Source organism: Streptococcus sp. 517s, from assembly GCF_054445985.1.
In genome coordinates this window covers 1,758,584-1,777,608 of the sequence record NZ_CM136847.1, presented here as the reverse complement: position 1 = coordinate 1,777,608, position 19,025 = coordinate 1,758,584, and the positions used below count along the sequence as shown (strand labels likewise).

Annotated in this window: 13 protein-coding genes and 1 pseudogene; 13 read left to right on the top strand and 1 reads right to left on the bottom strand. The window is 43.8% G+C overall.

Features of this window, described 5'->3' with window-relative positions; translation table 11 throughout:
• Positions 1-250 precede the first annotated feature (250 nt).
• From ACVX3R_RS08845 to ACVX3R_RS08795, 11 genes and pseudogenes are all read left to right on the top strand, one after another.
• Positions 251-382 (top strand): teichoic acid D-Ala incorporation-associated protein DltX, encoded by a 132-nt coding sequence (locus tag ACVX3R_RS08845; RefSeq protein ID WP_008276434.1) that lies wholly within the window; start codon positions 251-253, stop codon positions 380-382.
• 20 nt (positions 383-402) lie between these two features.
• Positions 403-1,953: a D-alanine--poly(phosphoribitol) ligase subunit DltA gene (gene dltA / locus ACVX3R_RS08840; protein ID WP_458794917.1), complete on the top strand. Its 1,551-nt coding sequence runs from the start codon at positions 403-405 to the stop codon at positions 1,951-1,953.
• Entirely contained in the window at positions 1,950-3,194 is a 1,245-nt protein-coding gene (gene dltB / locus ACVX3R_RS08835) for a D-alanyl-lipoteichoic acid biosynthesis protein DltB (RefSeq protein ID WP_458794916.1), read from the top strand. Before dltA ends, dltB begins: the two co-directional genes overlap by 4 nt.
• Before the next feature lie 13 nt (positions 3,195-3,207).
• Positions 3,208-3,447: a D-alanine--poly(phosphoribitol) ligase subunit DltC gene (dltC, locus tag ACVX3R_RS08830; RefSeq protein WP_458794915.1), complete on the top strand. Its 240-nt coding sequence runs from the start codon at positions 3,208-3,210 to the stop codon at positions 3,445-3,447.
• On the top strand, positions 3,440-4,708 hold the full coding sequence (gene dltD / locus ACVX3R_RS08825; RefSeq protein ID WP_458794914.1) for a D-alanyl-lipoteichoic acid biosynthesis protein DltD: 1,269 nt from the start codon (positions 3,440-3,442) through the stop codon (positions 4,706-4,708). Before dltC ends, dltD begins: the two co-directional genes overlap by 8 nt.
• Positions 4,709-4,851: 143 nt before the next feature.
• Entirely contained in the window at positions 4,852-6,921 is a 2,070-nt protein-coding gene (gene nt5e / locus ACVX3R_RS08820; protein WP_458794913.1) for a cell surface ecto-5'-nucleotidase Nt5e, read from the top strand.
• Between the two features lie 148 nt (positions 6,922-7,069).
• Entirely contained in the window at positions 7,070-7,510 is a 441-nt protein-coding gene (gene adcR / locus ACVX3R_RS08815; protein ID WP_001249328.1) for a zinc-dependent transcriptional regulator AdcR, read from the top strand.
• Positions 7,510-8,214: a metal ABC transporter ATP-binding protein gene (locus ACVX3R_RS08810; RefSeq protein ID WP_001269482.1), complete on the top strand. Its 705-nt coding sequence runs from the start codon at positions 7,510-7,512 to the stop codon at positions 8,212-8,214. Before adcR ends, ACVX3R_RS08810 begins: the two co-directional genes overlap by 1 nt.
• Positions 8,207-9,013 (top strand): metal ABC transporter permease, encoded by an 807-nt coding sequence (locus ACVX3R_RS08805; RefSeq protein ID WP_000950023.1) that lies wholly within the window; start codon positions 8,207-8,209, stop codon positions 9,011-9,013. Before ACVX3R_RS08810 ends, ACVX3R_RS08805 begins: the two co-directional genes overlap by 8 nt.
• Before the next feature lie 9 nt (positions 9,014-9,022).
• Positions 9,023-10,525, top strand: a complete 1,503-nt coding sequence (adcA, locus tag ACVX3R_RS08800; RefSeq protein ID WP_458794912.1) for a zinc ABC transporter substrate-binding lipoprotein AdcA — start codon at positions 9,023-9,025, stop codon at positions 10,523-10,525.
• 513 nt (positions 10,526-11,038) lie between these two features.
• A pseudogene (locus ACVX3R_RS08795) lies at positions 11,039-12,713 on the top strand (alpha-L-fucosidase).
• 36 nt (positions 12,714-12,749) lie between these two features.
• Here the strand turns inward: ACVX3R_RS08795 and ACVX3R_RS08790 are convergent.
• Complete coding sequence (locus ACVX3R_RS08790) at positions 12,750-14,837, bottom strand: GH92 family glycosyl hydrolase (RefSeq protein WP_458794911.1); 2,088 nt, start codon at positions 14,835-14,837, stop codon at positions 12,750-12,752.
• Between the two features lie 170 nt (positions 14,838-15,007).
• Here ACVX3R_RS08790 and ACVX3R_RS08785 point away from each other — a divergent pair, with 170 nt between their 5' ends.
• Positions 15,008-16,288 (top strand): glycoside hydrolase family 125 protein, encoded by a 1,281-nt coding sequence (locus tag ACVX3R_RS08785; protein WP_458794910.1) that lies wholly within the window; start codon positions 15,008-15,010, stop codon positions 16,286-16,288.
• Positions 16,289-16,342: 54 nt separating this feature from the next.
• A complete protein-coding gene (locus ACVX3R_RS08780) occupies positions 16,343-18,988 on the top strand; it encodes an alpha-mannosidase (protein WP_458794909.1) in 2,646 nt (881 codons plus the stop codon).
• Positions 18,989-19,025 lie beyond the last annotated feature (37 nt).

Below are 19,025 nucleotides of genomic sequence, written 5' to 3'. Positions count from 1 at the left end.
GCCGTGTGTTTGCTGTCATTCTTTAAACTGTTTAATTTCTGATGACTGGTATAGGAGATTTATAGAAATGGAAATTTTTGTTCACATTTATTGTTAACATTTTAATTTATCTTAAAATAACCTAAAATGAACCTTTAAGTTATGGTAAACAGTTGAAAAAAAGGTTGATAAAGTGGTAAAATGTTAGGAAGATAAGTTACTAATAGTGCGTATTTGTAGCCGATAGAAATGATATATTAATGGATAGCTTATGAAAAAACAACGAAATCTGCATGTATTCTTAGGCCGAACGGCCCTATATTTTGTAATCTTGCTTGGCCTGCTTTATTTTTTTAGTTACCTTGGTCAGAGCCAAGGAACCTTTATTTATAATGAGTTCTAGTTTTAAAGGAGAAATGAACTGTGTCTAATAAACCGATAAAAGATATGATTGAAACGATTGAGCACTTTGCTCAAATACAGACAACATATCCTGTCTATAATGTTTTAGGTCAAGAGCATACTTATGGTGATCTGAAGGCTGATTCAGATAGTTTAGCTGCAGCTATCGATCGACTTGGCTTGCCTGAGAAATCACCAGTCGTCGTTTTTGGTGGTCAGGAATATGAGATGTTGGCTACCTTTGTAGCACTGACTAAGTCGGGGCATGCCTACATTCCAATTGACAGCCATTCGGCCTTGGAACGAGTTTCTGCTATCGTAGAAGTTGCAGAGCCAAGTTTGATTATTGCTATCTCAGATTTTCCATTGGAGCAAGTCTCTACGCCAATGATGACTTTAGTTCAGGTTCAAGAAGCCTTTGCTCAAGGGGATAGCTACGAGATTACGCATCCAGTCAAGGGAGATGATAATTACTACATCATCTTTACTTCTGGTACGACCGGTAAGCCTAAGGGAGTGCAGATTTCCCATGACAATCTCCTCAGCTTTACCAACTGGATGATTACAGACAAGGAATTTGCGACGCCAAGTCGTCCGCAAATGCTGGCTCAGCCACCCTACTCTTTTGATCTATCTGTCATGTACTGGGCGCCAACCTTAGCACTGGGTGGTACGCTTTTCGCTCTTCCTTCGGCCATTACTCAGGACTTCAAAAAACTCTTTGCGACGATCTTTTCATTGCCAATCGCTATCTGGACATCAACGCCTTCCTTTGCAGATATGGCCATGTTGTCAGAAGACTTCAATAGCGAGAAAATGCCAGGAATCACGCATTTCTACTTTGATGGTGAAGAATTGACTGTCAAAACAGCTCAAAAACTACGTGAGCGATTCCCAAATGCCCGCATCATCAATGCTTACGGTCCAACGGAAGCGACAGTAGCCCTATCAGCTGTTGCCGTAACAGACGAGATGTTAGCGACTCTCAAACGCCTACCAATTGGCTATACCAAGGCTGATTCTCCAACCTTTGTCATTGATGAGGGAGGTAAGAAACTGCCAAATGGTGAACAGGGAGAAATCATTGTTTCTGGACCAGCTGTTTCAAAAGGCTATATGAACAATCCTGAAAAAACGGCGGAAGCCTTCTTTGAGTTTGAAGGCCTTCCAGCCTACCATACAGGGGATGTAGGAACTATGACAGATGAGGGCTTGCTTCTCTATGGTGGACGTATGGACTTCCAGATTAAGTTTAATGGCTATCGCATTGAGCTTGAGGATGTCTCTCAAAACCTCAACAAGTCTCGCTTTATTGAGTCGGCTGTTGCTGTTCCACGTTATAACAAGGACCATAAGGTACAAAATCTACTGGCCTATATCATCCTAAAAGATGGTGTTCGTGAACAGTTTGAACGTGATATCGATATTACCAAGGCTATTAAGGAAGATTTAGCAGATATCATGATGTCCTATATGATGCCATCTAAGTTTCTCTATCGAGACAGTTTGCCACTAACGCCTAATGGTAAAATTGATATCAAGGGCTTGATTAACGAGGTAAACAGTAGATGATGGAGCTTTATAAACAGCTACCTCATTTGGAACCTTATGGTGATCTTCAGTACTTTTTATACGTAATTGTTGCGACTTTACCTATCTTCATCGGTCTTTTTTTCAAGAAACGTTTTGCCTTGTACGAGGTGCTTGTTAGTCTCTTCTTTATCGTCACCATGTTGGTCGGTGGAAAGACGAATCAAATAAGCGCTCTTATCCTTTATGTTATCTGGCAAGTACTACTTGTATCTTTCTACAAAAGGTACAGGAAACAACGGGATAGTAAATGGATATTTTACCTAGTTAGCTTTTTATCTCTATTGCCAATCGTCTTTGTGAAAGTATCTCCTGCTATTCATGGACCTCAATCTTTGTTTGGATTTTTAGGGATTTCTTACTTAACCTTTCGTGCTGTTGGGGTTATCGTTGAGTTAAGAGACGGTGTCATTAAGGATTTAACGATTTGGCAATTCTTACGTTTTCTTCTCTTTATGCCGACTTTCTCAAGTGGTCCCATTGATCGTTTTAAACGCTTCAATGAAAATTACGAGACCATTCCTGAGCGGGATGAGCTGATGGATATGTTAGAAGAGGCTGTCAAATATATCATGCTTGGCTTCCTTTACAAGTTTATCTTGGCTCACATTTTAGGAGAGACATTATTGCCTCCGCTGAAAAATTTGGCCTTGCAGACAGGTGGTTTCTTTAACCATTATGCTCTTGCGGTGATGTATACCTTTGGTCTAGAATTGTTCTTTGACTTTGCAGGCTATTCTATGTTTGCTTTAGCCATTTCAAATTTGATGGGTATTCATAGTCCTATCAACTTTAACAAGCCCTTTCTGTCTAGGGATTTAAAAGAGTTTTGGAATCGCTGGCACATGAGTCTGTCTTTCTGGTTCCGTGACTTTGTCTTTATGCGGATGGTTATGGTCATGACCAGAAAGAAGGCCTTTAAAAATCGCAATGTGACCTCAAGTGTAGCCTATATCCTCAATATGCTGATTATGGGCTTTTGGCATGGTGTGACCTGGTACTATATCGCTTATGGACTTTTTCATGGGATTGGGCTGGTCATCAATGATGCTTGGGTTCGTAAGAAAAAAGCGCTCAATAAAGAACGGAAAAAAGCTGGGAAGGGTTCCTTACCTGAGAATCGCTGGATTCAGTTGCTTGGCATGGTTGTCACCTTCCATGTCGTGATGGTTTCATTCTTAATCTTTTCTGGATTTTTGAATGATTTATGGTTTAAAAAATAAAAGGATATAAAAAATGGATATCAAATCAGAAGTTATTGAAATTATTGATGAGTTGTTTATGGAAGATGTTTCTGACATGATGGATGAAGATCTTTTTGATGCTGGTGTCTTGGATAGCATGGGAACGGTTGAATTGATTGTTGAGATTGAAAACCGTTTTGACATTCGTGTTCCAGTGACGGAGTTCGGTCGTGATGACTGGAATACGGCTAATAAAATCGTAGCAGGTATCATGGAGTTGAAGAATGCTTAAACGCTTGTGGCTGATCTTCGGGCCCGTCTTTGCCGCGACTTTCTTGGTTCTGCTGCTCATCTATTTCTTTCCTAGTAAACAAAGCCACAATCTGATGGAGGAGAAGTACTCTGCTGCTTCCATCAGTAGAGAAAGTTTTAAAGAGAGAAGCCAAAAAGTGAGGGCGCTAACGGATCCCAATATGCGTTTTGTCCCTTTTCTAGGGTCAAGTGAATGGATTCGATTTGATAGTGTCCATCCAGCTGTTTTAGCAGAAAAATACAATCGTCCCTATCGTCCTTATTTTCTAGGCCAGGCAGGAGCAGCCTCTCTCAATCAGTATTTTGGTTTGCAGCAGATTCTGCCGGAAATAGAGAATAAGCAGGCGGTGTTTGTCATCTCTCCTCAGTGGTTTACAGAGACGGATTATGAGCCAGCAGCGTTTCAGAGATTCTTTAATAGCGACCAGTTAACAGCTTTTTTGGAAAATCAATCTGGGGACATTTCGGCTAAGCATGCCGCGACGCGTTTGTTGAAGCAGAATCCGAGTGTGGCACTGAAAGGCATCCTTCAAAAGCTTTCAAAAGGAGAGGACTTGTCAGATGTTGATCGACTTATCATCAACCTCTTTGCACGATTCAATGAAAAGCAGTCCTCTCTTTTTGGTCAATTTTCCATTCGGGGGAAACTCAAGTACAAAGAACATGTAGAAAACTATTTAAAAGATCTTCCTGATCAGTTTTCCTATGATGCTTTAGAAGAAATTGCCCGTAAGGATGCAGAGGCAAATACGACCAATAACGATATGGGGATGGAGAATCATTTCTACACGTATGAGGTCAAAAAAGACTTAAAAAAATGGGAAGGGTATCAAAAAAATTATAACTTCCTAAAGTCGTCTGAATACAATGATTTACAGCTGGTTCTCAATCAATTTGCCAAATCAAAAGTCAATGTGCTCTTTGTTATCCAGCCCGTCAACAAGAAATGGATGGAATACACAGAACTCAGTGAAGAAATGTATCAACATGCAGTGGAGAAAATTCGTTACCAGTTAGAAAGTCAAGGCTTTACCAACATTGCTGACTTTTCAAAAAACGGAGGAGAACCTTACTTTATCAAGGATACCATCCACTTAGGTTGGTTGGGCTGGTTGGCTTTTGATAAAGTTGTCAATCCCTTCTTGACGGATCCGAAACCAGCTCCAGACTACAAGATGAATGACCGTTTCTTTAGTAAGGACTGGGCGACCTATGATGGAAATATCAAAGATTTCCAATAAATCGATTAAAAAAACTTGAACTTTTTTGTTCAGGTTTTTTTGGTTAAATGGCGAATATTTTATATAAAAACCAGTCAAAAGTTTTATTTTTTATAGAAATATCGTATAATATAAAGGAAAAAAGAAAAGAAAAGGATTTCAAAATGAATAAACGTTCTTTGTTACCTGTCTTATCGACAGCTCTATTAGCCCCAGCCTTTTTAGCTGGACAAGTCCATGCTGAAGAAGCAACAACTCCTGCAGAAAGTTCAGCTGTTGTAGCGACTCCTGCCACGTCGGAGACTCCTACTTCTGTGTTGAACCCTGCAGCGCCAGCAACTCCAACAAATGAAGTAGAGACTCCAGCAACCGTTGCCGTTGCACCTGCAGAAGTTCCGTCAGCTCCTGTTGAATCTACTAAAAGCGAAGAAAAGGACACTGTTATCTTACACACCAATGATGTCCATGGTCGTATTGTAGAGGAAAAGGGAGTAATTGGAGATGCTAAGTTAGCGACTGTCATTGAGCAGGAACGCGCGAAATCAAATCAAAATACTCTAGTTGTTGATGCGGGAGACGCTTTCCAAGGTTTACCGATTTCCAACTCTACGAAGGGTGAAGCGCGTGCTGAAATTCTCAATCAGATGCAGTATGATGCCATGGCAGTAGGAAACCATGAGTTTGACTTTGGCCTTGATGAAGTTAAAAAATACAAGGAAATTCTGAAATTCCCATTACTTAGCTCAAATACTTATGTCAATGGAGCTCGTCTTTTTGAAGCTTCCACAATCGTTGATAAGGATAAGACTGTGGAAGGTGATGAGTTTGTTGTGATTGGTGTGATGACACCTGAAACTGCTACAAAAACCCACCCTAAAAACATTAAAGGGGTAACTTTTACAGATCCAATCTCTGAAGTCAATAAGGTCATCGAAGAAGTTCAAGCCAAGGCGCGTGCAGAAGGTAAGGACTACAAACACTATGTTGTGCTCGCTCACTTGGGTGTAGATACCACAACTCCAGTCGAGTGGCGTGGTTCAACCTTGGCAGAAGCTCTCTCTAAAAATCCTCGTCTCAAAGGCAAACGTGTGACAGTTATTGATGGGCATTCTCATACAGTAGCTTCCACAACTTATGGCGACAATGTTACCTATAACCAAACAGGAAGTTACCTTCATAATGTTGGGAAAGTTATCTACAAATCACGTCAGCTTTTGGGCAATCCTACGTTGATTGCAGCTGCTGATGCTAAGAAACTGACTGCCAATCCAAAAGTTGAAAAACTAGTCAAAGACATTAAACAAAAATACGATGCTGAAAATGCAGTTGAGATTGTCTCAAACAGCCCTGTAGAACTAAACGGTGATCGTGAAAATGTTCGGGTCCGTGAAACCAACCTCGGAAACGTCGTGGCAGACTCTCTCTATCAGTATGGTCAAACAGGATTTAGCCATCCGACAGACATCGCTGTGACAAATGGTGGTGGCTTGCGTGAAACCATTGCAAAAGGCAAACCAATCACTAAAGGAAATGTCATTGCTGTTCTTCCATTTGGAAATACCATTTCACAAATCCAAGTGACGGGGCAACAAGTCTTAGATATGTTTGAAAAATCACTCGGATCTATCTTGCAGGTCGATAAGGATGGCAAGAAGGTCTTGGATGAGAACGGACAACCATTGCTAGAACCAAGTGGTGGCTTCTTGCAAGTTTCAGGTGTGAAGGTTTACTATGATACCAACCTACCATCAGGTAAACGTGTCTTGGCCATCCAGGTCAAAAACCGTGCAACTGGTCGTTATGATCTCCTGGACCTCGCAAAAACGTACTATCTTGCAACCAATGATTTCTTAGCTGCAGGTGGTGATGGCTACACTATGTTAGGTGGCGCGCGTGAAGAAGGTCCGTCTATGGATGCAGCCTTTGAAGATTATCTGAAAACCGCTGATTTGACCCAGTATGAAAAGATTAATTCGAACTCACGGACGATTTCTGTGGATTCTACAACTTTTAGTCTGCCGGTAGAAACGCCTCAAACGAATGCGGCTGCTAACGATGCGACTACAAATGTGCCATTGACTTATGAGGTGGCAGGTCAATTTAGCAAGAAAGCAGTTGTCTCAGAAAAAGCCCTCCCCAATACAGGAAGTGAACAGTCCGTCTTCTTGCTCTTGATGGGAATGGTAGCTGGCTTGGCAGGTATCTTATCGAGTCGAAAACCAAAGCAAAAATAGGTTAAATTTCACATCTAGAAGAGTCTAGGGAAACGTTTTTACGCCTTTTTCCCTTGACTCTTTTTTGGTTTATGATATAATTAACCAGTAAAGAATCGGTGGCTATCTATGTTTTTTACGAAAAAGATAGATAGGGAAGGAGTAACACATGAGACAGCTTGCACAGGAAATCGATAACTTTTTAAACGAGGTGATTTTGAGATCTGAGAACCAGCATGAAATTCTGATCGGGCATTGCACGAGTGACGTAGCCTTGACCAATACTCAGGAACACATCCTCATGCTCTTATCGGAAGAATCCCTAACCAACTCGGAGTTGGCCCGTCGCCTTAATGTCAGTCAGGCAGCAGTGACCAAGGCTATCAAGTCTTTGGTCAAAGAGGGAATGTTAGAGACATCTAGAGATCCTAAGGATGCGCGTGTGATCTTTTATCAACTGACAGAGCTGGCTCGACCAGTGGCAGAGGAACACCACCATCATCACGAACATACGCTCTTAGCCTATGAACAAGTGGCAAGTCAGTTTACTCCAAATGAACAAGAAGTTATCCAGCGGTTTTTAACTGCTTTAGTAGGAGAAATCAAATAATGCGGTATATTACAGTAGAGGACTTGTCTTTCTATTATGACAAGGAACCTGTCCTCGAGCATATCAACTATAGTGTTGATAGTGGGGAGTTTGTCACCTTGACTGGTGAAAATGGAGCTGCCAAGACAACGCTTATCAAGGCGAGCCTAGGCATCTTGCAGCCAAGATTTGGCAAGGTAACCATCTCAAAGACAAATACTCATGGGAAAAAGCTTAGGATAGCTTATCTTCCTCAGCAGATAGCCAGTTTTAATGCTGGCTTTCCGAGTACAGTTTATGAATTTGTCAAGTCGGGTCGCTATCCGCGAAAGGGCTGGTTCCGTCGCTTGAACGCCCATGATGAGGAACATATTAAGGCCAGTCTAGACTCAGTTGGTATGTGGGAACACCGTGACAAACGAATTGGCTCCCTCTCGGGAGGGCAAAAGCAACGAGCAGTGATTGCCCGGATGTTTGCTTCTGACCCAGATATCTTTGTCTTGGATGAGCCGACGACAGGGATGGATGCTGGAAGCAAAAATGAATTTTACGAGCTCATGCACCACAGTGCCCACCATCATGGCAAGGCTGTTTTGATGATTACCCATGACCCTGAGGAGGTCAAGGACTATGCGGATCGCAATATTCATCTAGTTCGTAACCAAGATTCGCCATGGCGTTGTTTTAACGTTCACGAAAGCGACCAGGAGGTGGACCATGCTTAGTTTGTTATCCTATGACTTTATGCAGCGAGCCTTCTTAGCTGTCATTGCCATGAGTCTCTTTTCTCCGGTTCTTGGGACCTTCCTTATCTTACGTCGTCAGAGTTTGATGAGTGATACACTCAGTCACGTTTCTCTATCAGGGGTAGCCTTTGGTCTGGTTTTGGGAATTTCTCCAACTATTTCAACCATTGCCATTGTCTTGATCGCAGCGGTCTTTCTAGAGTATCTCCGGACAGTCTATAAGAACTTTATGGAAATCGGGACAGCTATCCTCATGTCAACAGGACTTGCAGTGTCTCTTATCGTGATGAGTAAGGGAAAAAGTTCGAGCTCCATGAGTTTGGACCAATATCTCTTTGGTTCGATTGTGACCATTAGCCAGGAGCAGGTGATATTCCTCTTTGCCATTGCTGCGGTCGTTTTACTCTTGACTTTCTTATTCTTGCGACCAATGTATATCCTGACTTTTGATGAGGACACGGCCTTTGTGGATGGCTTGCCAGTTCGTACTATGTCTATCCTCTTTAACATGGTGACAGGGGTAGCTATTGCCCTTATGATTCCAGCAGCAGGAGCCCTTTTGGTGTCGACTATTATGGTCTTGCCAGCTAGTATTGCCCTTCGTTTGGGGAAAAACTTTAAATCCGTTATGTTGCTAGCCAGTGCTATTGGCTTTTTGGGAATGGTGGCAGGACTTTATATTTCCTACTATGCGGAAACCCCTGCTAGCGCTAGTATCACCATTATCTTTGTAGCTGTCTTTTTGTTAGTCAGTCTACTGAAACGTTTTATCAAATAGGAGAATGAAATGAAAAAAATTAGCTTACTACTAGCTAGTCTATGTGCCCTGTTTTTAGTGGCTTGTTCCAATCAAAAGCAGGCAGATGGGAAACTCAATATCGTGACAACCTTTTACCCTGTCTATGAATTTACCAAGCAAGTCGCAGGAGATACTGCTAATGTAGAACTTCTAATCGGTGCTGGTACAGAACCCCATGAGTATGAACCGTCTGCTAAGGCAGTTGCCAAAATCCAAGACGCAGATACCTTTGTCTATGAAAATGAAAATATGGAAACTTGGGTTCCTAAATTGCTAGATACTTTGGATAAGAAAAAGGTGAAAACCATCAAGGCGACAGGTGATATGCTCCTCTTGCCAGGTGGTGAAGAAGAGGAAGGGCATGATCATGGTGGTGAAGGTCACCATCACGACTACGATCCCCATGTTTGGCTATCACCAGTTCGTGCCATTAAACTAGTAGAGCACATCCGTGATAGCTTGTCAGCAGATTATCCTGATAAAAAAGAGACTTTTGAGAAGAATGCGGCTGCCTATATCGAAAAATTGCAAGCCTTGGACAAGGCCTACACAGATGGCTTGTCTCAAGCTAAACAAAAGAGCTTTGTGACCCAGCACGCTGCCTTTAACTACCTTGCCTTGGACTACGGTCTCAAGCAAGTATCCATCTCAGGTCTCTCACCAGATGCAGAACCATCAGCAGCACGTTTGGCAGAATTGACCGAGTATATCAAGAAAAACAAGATTTCTTATATCTACTTTGAAGAAAATGCCTCACAAGCCCTCGCCAATACACTTTCAAAAGAGGCAGGTGTCAAAACAGATGTCCTCAATCCTTTAGAAAGTCTGACTGAAGAGGATACCAAGGATGGAGAAAATTACATCTCTATCATGGAGAAAAACCTCAAGGCTTTGAAACAAACAACAGACCAAGAAGGACCAGAAATCGAGCCAGAGAAGGAAGAAAACACCAAGACAGTTCAAAATGGTTACTTTGAGGATGCAGACGTCAAGGACCGCACCTTGAGTGACTATACTGGTAACTGGCAGTCGGTCTATCCTTTCCTTGAAGATGGTACGTTTGATCAAGTCTTTGACTACAAGGCTAAGTTGAATGGTAAGATGACCAAGGATGAGTACAAGGCCTACTATAGAAAAGGTTATCAGACAGATGTGACCAAAATCAACATCACGGACAACACTATGGAATTTGTTCAAGGTGGCCAAAGCAAGAAATTCACCTATAAGTATGTCGGCAAGAAAATCTTGACTTATAAGAAAGGCAATCGTGGCGTGCGTTTCCTCTTTGAAGCGACAGATGCAGACGCTGGACAGTTCAAGTATGTTCAGTTTAGTGACCACAATATCGCCCCAGTTAAGGCAGAACATTTCCATATCTTCTTTGGAGGTACTAGCCAAGAAGCCCTCTTTGAAGAGATGGATAACTGGCCAACCTACTACCCAGATAACCTATCTGGCCAAGAAATCGCCCAAGAAATGTTGGCGCATTGATGCAAGAGAGAATCCCGCAAATCTGCGGGATTTTTTGCTGGAAACGATTAGGTTGTTAGGTATTATAGTACCACAGTTGTGCTGTTCACAATGTGATAAGGCAGTCATTTTCTACTGGCAGATTCTAACTAGCTGGCGAATGCAAAAGCTACGATTGTACAAATTATAGAATCTTTTCAGGGGATTTAGGAAGAAATCTTAGTCATATTGACGCTGCTATCGCTTTTTGTTATAGTCAAGGAGAGAGCAGTCTGGAACAATAGTTTATTCACAGTCTGTGGATAAGTCTAGGCGAAAATGACATACAACTCAGGGTGTTGAAGTATCCTGATAATAGTTCCGTATATTAGTGACTTTCTGGAAACCTAGTAGAAACCCTAGTACAGAGCCATTTGACAAAGGTCTGTTTAGGGTGACAGGTGAGCTAGAGACTGAAAAAACTAGTTTTTAGGTATGTTTTCTTATCCACACGTTGTGGATAACTTTGTGAACAAGAGAAAGAGATACGAGATGATGACGAAAATAAAACCGCATGGACCATTACCAAGTCAGGCCCAGTTGGATTATTTAGAGGATGAACTAGCTGCCTTTATCCATTTTGATCCCAATACCTTTTATGACCAGGAATGGGGAAGTGGGCAAGAGGATCCCAAGCGTTTTAACCCGACCAAGTTGGATGCGCGTGAATGGGTTCGGGTACTCAAAGAAACGGGTTTTAAAAAACTGATTTTAGTGGTGAAGCACCACGATGGTTTTGTCCTCTACCCGACAGCTCATACAGATTATTCGGTCAAGGCTAGCCCTTGGAGGGATGGAAAGGGCTAGCCTTGAGGTTTCCCAAGCTGCGACTGAGTTTGACATAGACATGGGAGTGTATTTGTCTCCTTGGGATGCTCACAGTCCCCTCTATCACGTGGACCAAGAAGCGGACTACAATGCCTACTATCTGGCTCAATTGAAGGAAATCTTGTCAAATCCTGCCTATGGGAATGCCGGTAAGTTCACTGAGGTGTGGATGGATGGTGCTCGAGGCGAAGGGGCCCAGAAGATCAACTATGAGTTTGAGACCTGGTTTGAAACTATTCGTGACTTGCAGGGCGATTGTTTGATTTTCTCAACTGAAGGGACCAGTATTCGCTGGATTGGAAATGAACGAGGCTATGCAGGGGATCCCTTGTGGCAAAAAGTCAAACCAGGCCAGTTGGGGACAGAGGCGGAATTAGATTATCTACAGCACGGAGACCCCTCTGGGACGCTATTTTCAATCGGGGAGGCAGATGTTTCTCTTCGGCCAGGCTGGTTTTACCATGAGGATCAGGATCCCAAGTCTCTCAAGGAGTTGGTCGAAATCTACTTTCACTCGGTAGGGCGGGGAACTCCGCTCTTGCTTAATATCCCACCGAACCAAGATGGCCTCTTTGGCGAAAAGGATATCCAGCGTCTCTATGAATTTGCTGCCTACCGTGACGCGCTCTATAAAGAAGATTTGGCTCTGGGAGCCAAGGTATCTGGCCCTGCTCTATCACCAGACTTTGCCTGTTATCACCTGACAGATGGACGGAAAACCAGTTCTTGGGCAAGTGATGCAGAGTTGCCAATCCAATTAGAGATTGATTTAGGAACTCCCAAGACTTTCGATGTGATCGAGCTGAGGGAAGATTTGAAGCTGGGGCAACGCATCGCTGCTTTCCATGTTCAGGTAGAGTTGGATGGCGTCTGGCAGGAGTTTGGATCTGGTTATACTGTTGGCCACAAACGTCTCTTACGAGGATCGGTCGTTGAGGCGCAGAAGATACGTGTGACTATTACAGAGGCACAGGCTTTGCCTTTGTTGACCAAGATTTCACTCTATAAAACACCTACCTTGTCGAGAAAAGAAGCTGTTCAGCAACTAGAGTTTTCAGAAAAAAGTCTGGCTGTGACCAAGGGAGAAAATGTCCATTTTACAGTTAAGCGAAGAGAATCTAGCAGTCCTTTAGAAGCTAAGATTTCGATTCAACCAGGGACGGGTGTGCATGGTGTCGCCTATCGGGACAAGATTCAAGTCCTTACGTTTCAAGCTGGTGAGATTGAAAAAAGGCTGACGATACCAACCTTGTATTTTGCAGGAGATAAAATCCTTGATTTTTATCTGAATTTAACGCTAGATGGGGAGCTGGTTGACCAGCTTCAGGTCCAAGTTTCATAAAAGAAGAACCTTTGCATCATGCCAAGGTTCTTTTGGTTATGAGTGATTTGGCAACCAGCTGAGAGTGAAGGTCAGTTGCTCAGCTTTCAAGAGGTCTTGGTGTTGAATGCTAGATACTATGGTCTTGTCCAATCGGCATTCTTTGACAAAGTTGAAATGGCTGTGGTTTTGCTCGGCATGGATATCCAGCCATTTATTTTCCTTAGCCAGGTAGATACGGAGGTGGTCAAAGAGAGGGGCTCCGAGATCATAGCTGGGCTTGCCCGGACAGGTCGGGTAGAATCCCAGAGCTGACCAGATGTACCAAGCAGAGAGACTGCCATTGTCCTCATCGCCAGGATAGGCTTGCCAGCTTGGGTGAAAGGCCTTCTGACGTAGGGTCTTGATGAGCAGGGCAGTGTAGTCTGGATAGTTGCTATAGCGAAAGAGATATGGAATGTGGAAGCTAGGCTGGTTGGAAATGGCGAGTTGTCCAAAGGGAGCTGTTGCCATCTCGCTCATTTCATGAATCTCGTAACCATAGCCGGTGGTTTCAAAGAGAGGAGCGTCCTGACAGGCTTTCAATAGATAATTGCTGAAGGCTTCTTTTCCGCCCATAAGTTGGATTAAGCCTGGGATGTCGTGGAGGATGCCTAAAGTCGCTTGAATGGCAGAGCATTCGGCGTAGTCTCGTCCCCAACTATAAGGGGAGAAGCCGGGACGGAAGTTTCCTTGACTGTCTCGCGCACGCATGTAGCTCGTCGCAGTGTCAAATAGATGGCGGTAATTTTGTGACGAAATTCTATAAGTTTCCGCGATGTCATTCTGACCTAGTTTTTCGGCACAGCTGGCGATACAAAAGTCACTATAGGCGTAGTCTAGGGTGTGGCTGACGCTTTCGTGGTGGTCGGTAGAGAGGTAGCCAAGTTCTTGGTATTGGTCTAGTCCGTGGCGACCATTGATGCCGAGAGGGTCGGACTTAGTGGCTGTTTCAAGCATGGCCTGGAGGAGTTCTTTTTCCAAGTCGGTAGCCATGTCCTTGCAGGCGCTATCTGCGATAATGCCGTCTAAAAGGGTACCAGGCATCATACCACGCTCGTCTGGGGCCAGCCATTTTGGAAGGAAACCAGTATCGCGGTAGCTATTGAGGAAACCTTCTAAAAAGTGGTGATAGTGCTCTGGTATGATAAGGGCAAAGAGGGGAAATGTAGTCCGGAAGGTATCCCAGAAACCATTGTTGCTAAAGAGGACGCCTGGCTTGATAGTACCAGTAGTCAGGTCCATGTGAATGGCTTGCCCTGACTCGTTCACTTCATAAAATGTCTGTGGGAAGAGGAAGAGTCTGTAAAGGCAGTGATCAAAGAAGGTTCGGTCAGCCTCTCCTGTATCCATAATATCAAAACGATGGAGGAGATTTTCCCAGTCCGCTTTCGTACTTGCTTTACAGCTATCAAAGTCCTTTTGAGGTAGATTAAGCAGAGCTTGAGAAGGCGAGATGAAAGAAGTTGCTAGCTGGATTTCAGCATGACTGCTTGCTAAGTCAATTCGCCAGTCTCCCCCTTCTTGCCTGACAGCAAGAATATCCGTATTCATTTGTAGAGCTGTGAACAGTATCAGAGGATTTTTATTGGTCTCTGTTTTGCCTTCTTGTCGTAGGGCAAGAGTCCGCTTATCTAATTGTTCTACTGTCAGTTCATCTGCTGCGTGAAGGTAGAGGGAGAGGGCTTTGCCTTGCTTTTGCTCTAGACGAAAAGAAGCGCCGTAGCAAGTCGGTGTAAGCTGGCTTTCAATCTGATAGCGCAGGGAGAAAATCTTCAGATAATGAGGTTGGAAAGAGGCCTTATCTAGGTCATAGGAAGACTGACGATGGAAGAGGCTGTCTCCACCTAGCTGGCCGGTGACAGGTGTCAGAAGGAACCAAGAGTAGTCCCCAATCCAAGGACTGGGCTGATGGGTCAATCGAATCCCCTGAAAAATGGGCAGATGCGGATCGAAAAACCAAGCTCCCTCCTGGTCATTGGTCTGAGGCACAAAATAATTCATCCCGAAAGGGACGCCCGTGTAAGGCAGGGTATTCCCTCGAGAAAAGGCATGTTTGCTAGCAGTCCCAAAGCGGGTATCGATGGTTTCAAGTAGTGGTTTCATGGTATTTCCTTTAGCTGTTTTTCTACATTATATCAGAAAAATGAGACCTTTAGATATGGGGTTCGAAAGTAAGCAATTTTGTAGAAAAATGACTATCATTTGTGTATGTATTTTCTGTCTCAAAAACTATATACTGAACATGAAACTTGTTTGAAAGAGGAAACTGCACGATGATTTATTCGAAAGAAATTGTTAGAGAATGGCTAGACGAAGTAGCAGAGCGTGCCAAGGACCATCCCGAGTGGGTGGATGTCTTCGAGCGTTGCTATACAGACACCTTGGACAATACAGTTGAAATCTTAGAAGATGGCTCAACTTTTGTCTTGACTGGGGATATTCCTGCCATGTGGCTTCGGGATTCGACAGCCCAACTCAGACCCTACCTGCATGTGGCTAAAAGAGATCCTCTCCTGCGTCAGACCATTGCAGGTCTGGTCAAGCGTCAGATGACCTTGGTGCTCAAAGATCCTTATGCCAATTCCTTCAACATTGAGGAAAACTGGAAGGGCCACCACGAGACTGACCACACCGACCTTAATGGTTGGATTTGGGAACGCAAGTATGAGGTGGACTCGCTTTGCTATCCTTTGCAGCTGGCCTATCTCCTTTGGAAAGAGACTGGCGAGACCAGTCAGTTTGATGATACTTTTGTCACAGCAACCAAGGAAATCCTCCATCTTTGGACGGTGGAACAAGACCACAAGAACTCTCCTTATCGTTTTATTCGGGATACAGACCGCAAGGAAGATACTCTGGTAAATGATGGTTTTGGACCTGACTGTGCAGTGACAGGTATGACCTGGTCAGCCTTTCGCCCGAGTGATGACTGCTGCCAGTATAGCTATTTGATTCCGTCCAATATGTTTGCCGTAGTCGTATTGGGGTATGTGCAAGAAATCTTTGCAGCATTGGCCCTAGATGATAGCGAGAGTATTATCGCAGATGCTAAGCGTCTCCAAGCAGAGATTCAAGAAGGCATCGAAAATTATGCCTACACCACCAATAGTAAGGGCGAAAAGATTTACGCCTTTGAAGTGGATGGTTTAGGCAATGCTAGTATCATGGATGACCCAAATGTACCAAGTCTGCTGGCGGCGCCTTATCTGGGCTATTGCGATGTCAACGATGAAGTGTATCAAGCCACACGCCGTACCATTCTGAGCCCTGAAAATCCATATTTCTACCAAGGAGAATACGCTAGTGGGCTCGGAAGTTCTCATACCTTCTATCGCTATATCTGGCCCATTGCCCTTTCTATCCAAGGTTTGACAACAAGAGATAAGGCAGAGAAGAAATTCTTGCTCGATCAGCTGGTTGCCTGCGATGGTGGAACAGGTGTTATGCACGAAAGCTTCCACGTGGATGACCCAACTCTCTACTCACGTGAATGGTTCTCCTGGGCCAACATGATGTTCTGTGAATTGGTCTTGGATTACCTGGATGTCCGCTAGTCAGTTCTTTAGTTAGATAGAAATAAAAATTTAAGTTAGAATGAGGTTTTACTCATGGAAAATGTTGTAGTTCATATTATCTCACACAGTCACTGGGATCGTGAGTGGTACTTACCTTTTGAAAGCCACCGTATGCAGTTGGTGGAGTTATTTGATAATCTTTTTGACCTTTTTGAAAATGACCCTGAGTTCAAGAGTTTCCACTTGGACGGCCAAACCATTGTCCTGGATGACTACTTGGAAATTCGTCCTGAAAATCGCGACAAAGTCCAACGTTACATCGACGAAGGCAAACTTAAAATTGGTCCCTTTTACATCTTGCAGGATGATTACTTGATTTCCAGTGAAGCCAACGTCCGCAATACCTTGATTGGTCAAGCAGAATGTGCAAAATGGGGCAAATCAACCCAGATTGGTTACTTCCCAGATACCTTTGGAAATATGGGACAAGCTCCCCAAATTCTTCAAAAATCAGGCATTCACGTGGCAGCCTTTGGGCGTGGTGTGAAGCCGATTGGATTTGACAACCAAGTTCTCGAAGATGAGCAGTTTACTTCCCAGTTTTCAGAAATGTACTGGCAGGGTGCAGACGGAAGTCGTGTCCTCGGTATCCTCTTTGCCAACTGGTACAGTAACGGGAATGAAATCCCTGTTGATAAGGATGAAGCCCTAGCCTTCTGGAAACAAAAACTGTCAGACGTGCGTGACTATGCTTCGACCAACCAGTGGTTGATGATGAACGGATGTGACCACCAGCCTGTACAGCGAAATCTGAGCGAAGCTATTCGTGTGGCCAATGAACTCTTCCCAGATGTGACTTTTGTTCATAGTTCCTTTGATGACTATGTTCATGCAGTAGAAAGTGCCCTACCAGAGCAGTTATCAACGGTTACAGGTGAGTTGACAAGTCAAGAAACAGATGGCTGGTACACACTTGCCAATACTTCTTCATCACGGATTTACCTTAAACAAGCCTTCCAAGAAAATAGCAACCTCCTAGAACAAGTGGTGGAGCCATTGACTGTCATCACTGGTGGGCACAACCATAAGGACCAGTTGACCTATGCTTGGAAAGTCCTTCTACAAAATGCGCCACATGACAGTATCTGTGGCTGTAGTGTGGACGAGGTTCACCGTGAGATGGAAACACGTTTTGCCAAGGTTAACCAAGTCGGAAACTTCGTTAAGACCAACCTTCTCAACGAGTGGAAGGGCAAAATAGCAACCCACGAAGCGCAAAGCGACCATCTATTTACCGTCATTAACACAGGCTTGCATGACAAGGTTGATACGGTCAGCACAGTGATTGATGTGGCGACTTGTGATTTCAAAGAATTGCACCCAACAGAAGGCTATAAGAAGATGGCAGCTTTGACCTTGCCAAGCTACCGTGTTGAAGACTTGGAAGGGCATGCTGTAGAAGCGAAAATCGAAGATTTGGGAGCTAACTTTGAGTATGATTTGCCAAAAGACAAGTTCCGCCAGGCTCGTATCGCTCGTCAAGTGCGCGTGACAGTACCTGTTCACCTGGCACCACTTTCCTGGACAACCTTCCAATTGCTCGAAGGAGAACAAGAACACCGTGACGGTATTTACCAAAATGGAGTGATTGATACGCCATTTGTAACGGTCAGTGTGGATGACAATATCACAGTCTACGACAAGACAACTCATGAAGCGTATGAGGATGTTGTTCGCTTTGAAGACCGTGGTGACATCGGAAATGAGTATATCTACTTCCAACCACAAGGAACAGCACCTATCTACGCCGAGCTGAAAGGCTATGAGGTCTTGGAAAATACAGCTCGTTTTGCCAAAATCTTGCTCAAGCATGAATTGACAATTCCAGTAAGTGCAGACGAAAAACTGGATGCGGAACAAAGAGGTATCATCGAGTTTATGACGCGTGAGGCTGGACGTTCAGAAGAACTGACAAGCATTCTTCTTGAAACAGAGATGACCGTCTTTATTGACAATCCACAAATCCGTTTCAAGACTCGCTTTACTAACACCGCCAAGGACCACCGTATCCGTCTCTTGGTCAAGACTCATAATACGCGTCCAAGCAATGATTCTGAAAGCATCTACGAGGTGGTGACACGACCAAATAAACCAGCGGCTTTATGGGAAAACCCTGAAAATCCTCAACACCAACAAGCCTTTGTCAGCCTTTATGATGATGAAAAAGGGGTGACGGTGGCCAATAAAGGATTGCACGAGTATGAAATCCTTGGAGACGACACCATTGCAGTGACCATTCTTCGTGCCTCAGGTGAGCTAGGTGACTGGGGTTACTTCCCAACACCAGAGGCTCAGTGCTTGCGCGAGTTTGAAGTCGAGTTTGCACTTGAATGCCACCAAGCAGGGGAACGCTTCTCAGCTTTCCGTCGTGCCAAAGCCTTCCAAACACCATTCACTAGTCTTCAAGTTGCTAAACAAGAAGGAAGTGTTGCTGCGACTGGTAGCCTCTTGAGTCATGCGGCACTCAGCTTACCACAAGTTTGCCCAACAGCCTTTAAAGTGGCGGAAAATGAAGAAGGATATGTACTCCGTTACTACAATATGAGTCAAGAAAATGTGCGTATATCAGAACACCAACAAACCATTTTGGACTTGCTTGAGCGACCATATCCAGTTCATTCAGGACTATTAGCGCCACAAGAAATTCGCACAGAATTGATCAAAAAAGAAGACATTTAATAGTTTTAAAGTGTTTGATAACTAATACTATGAGATA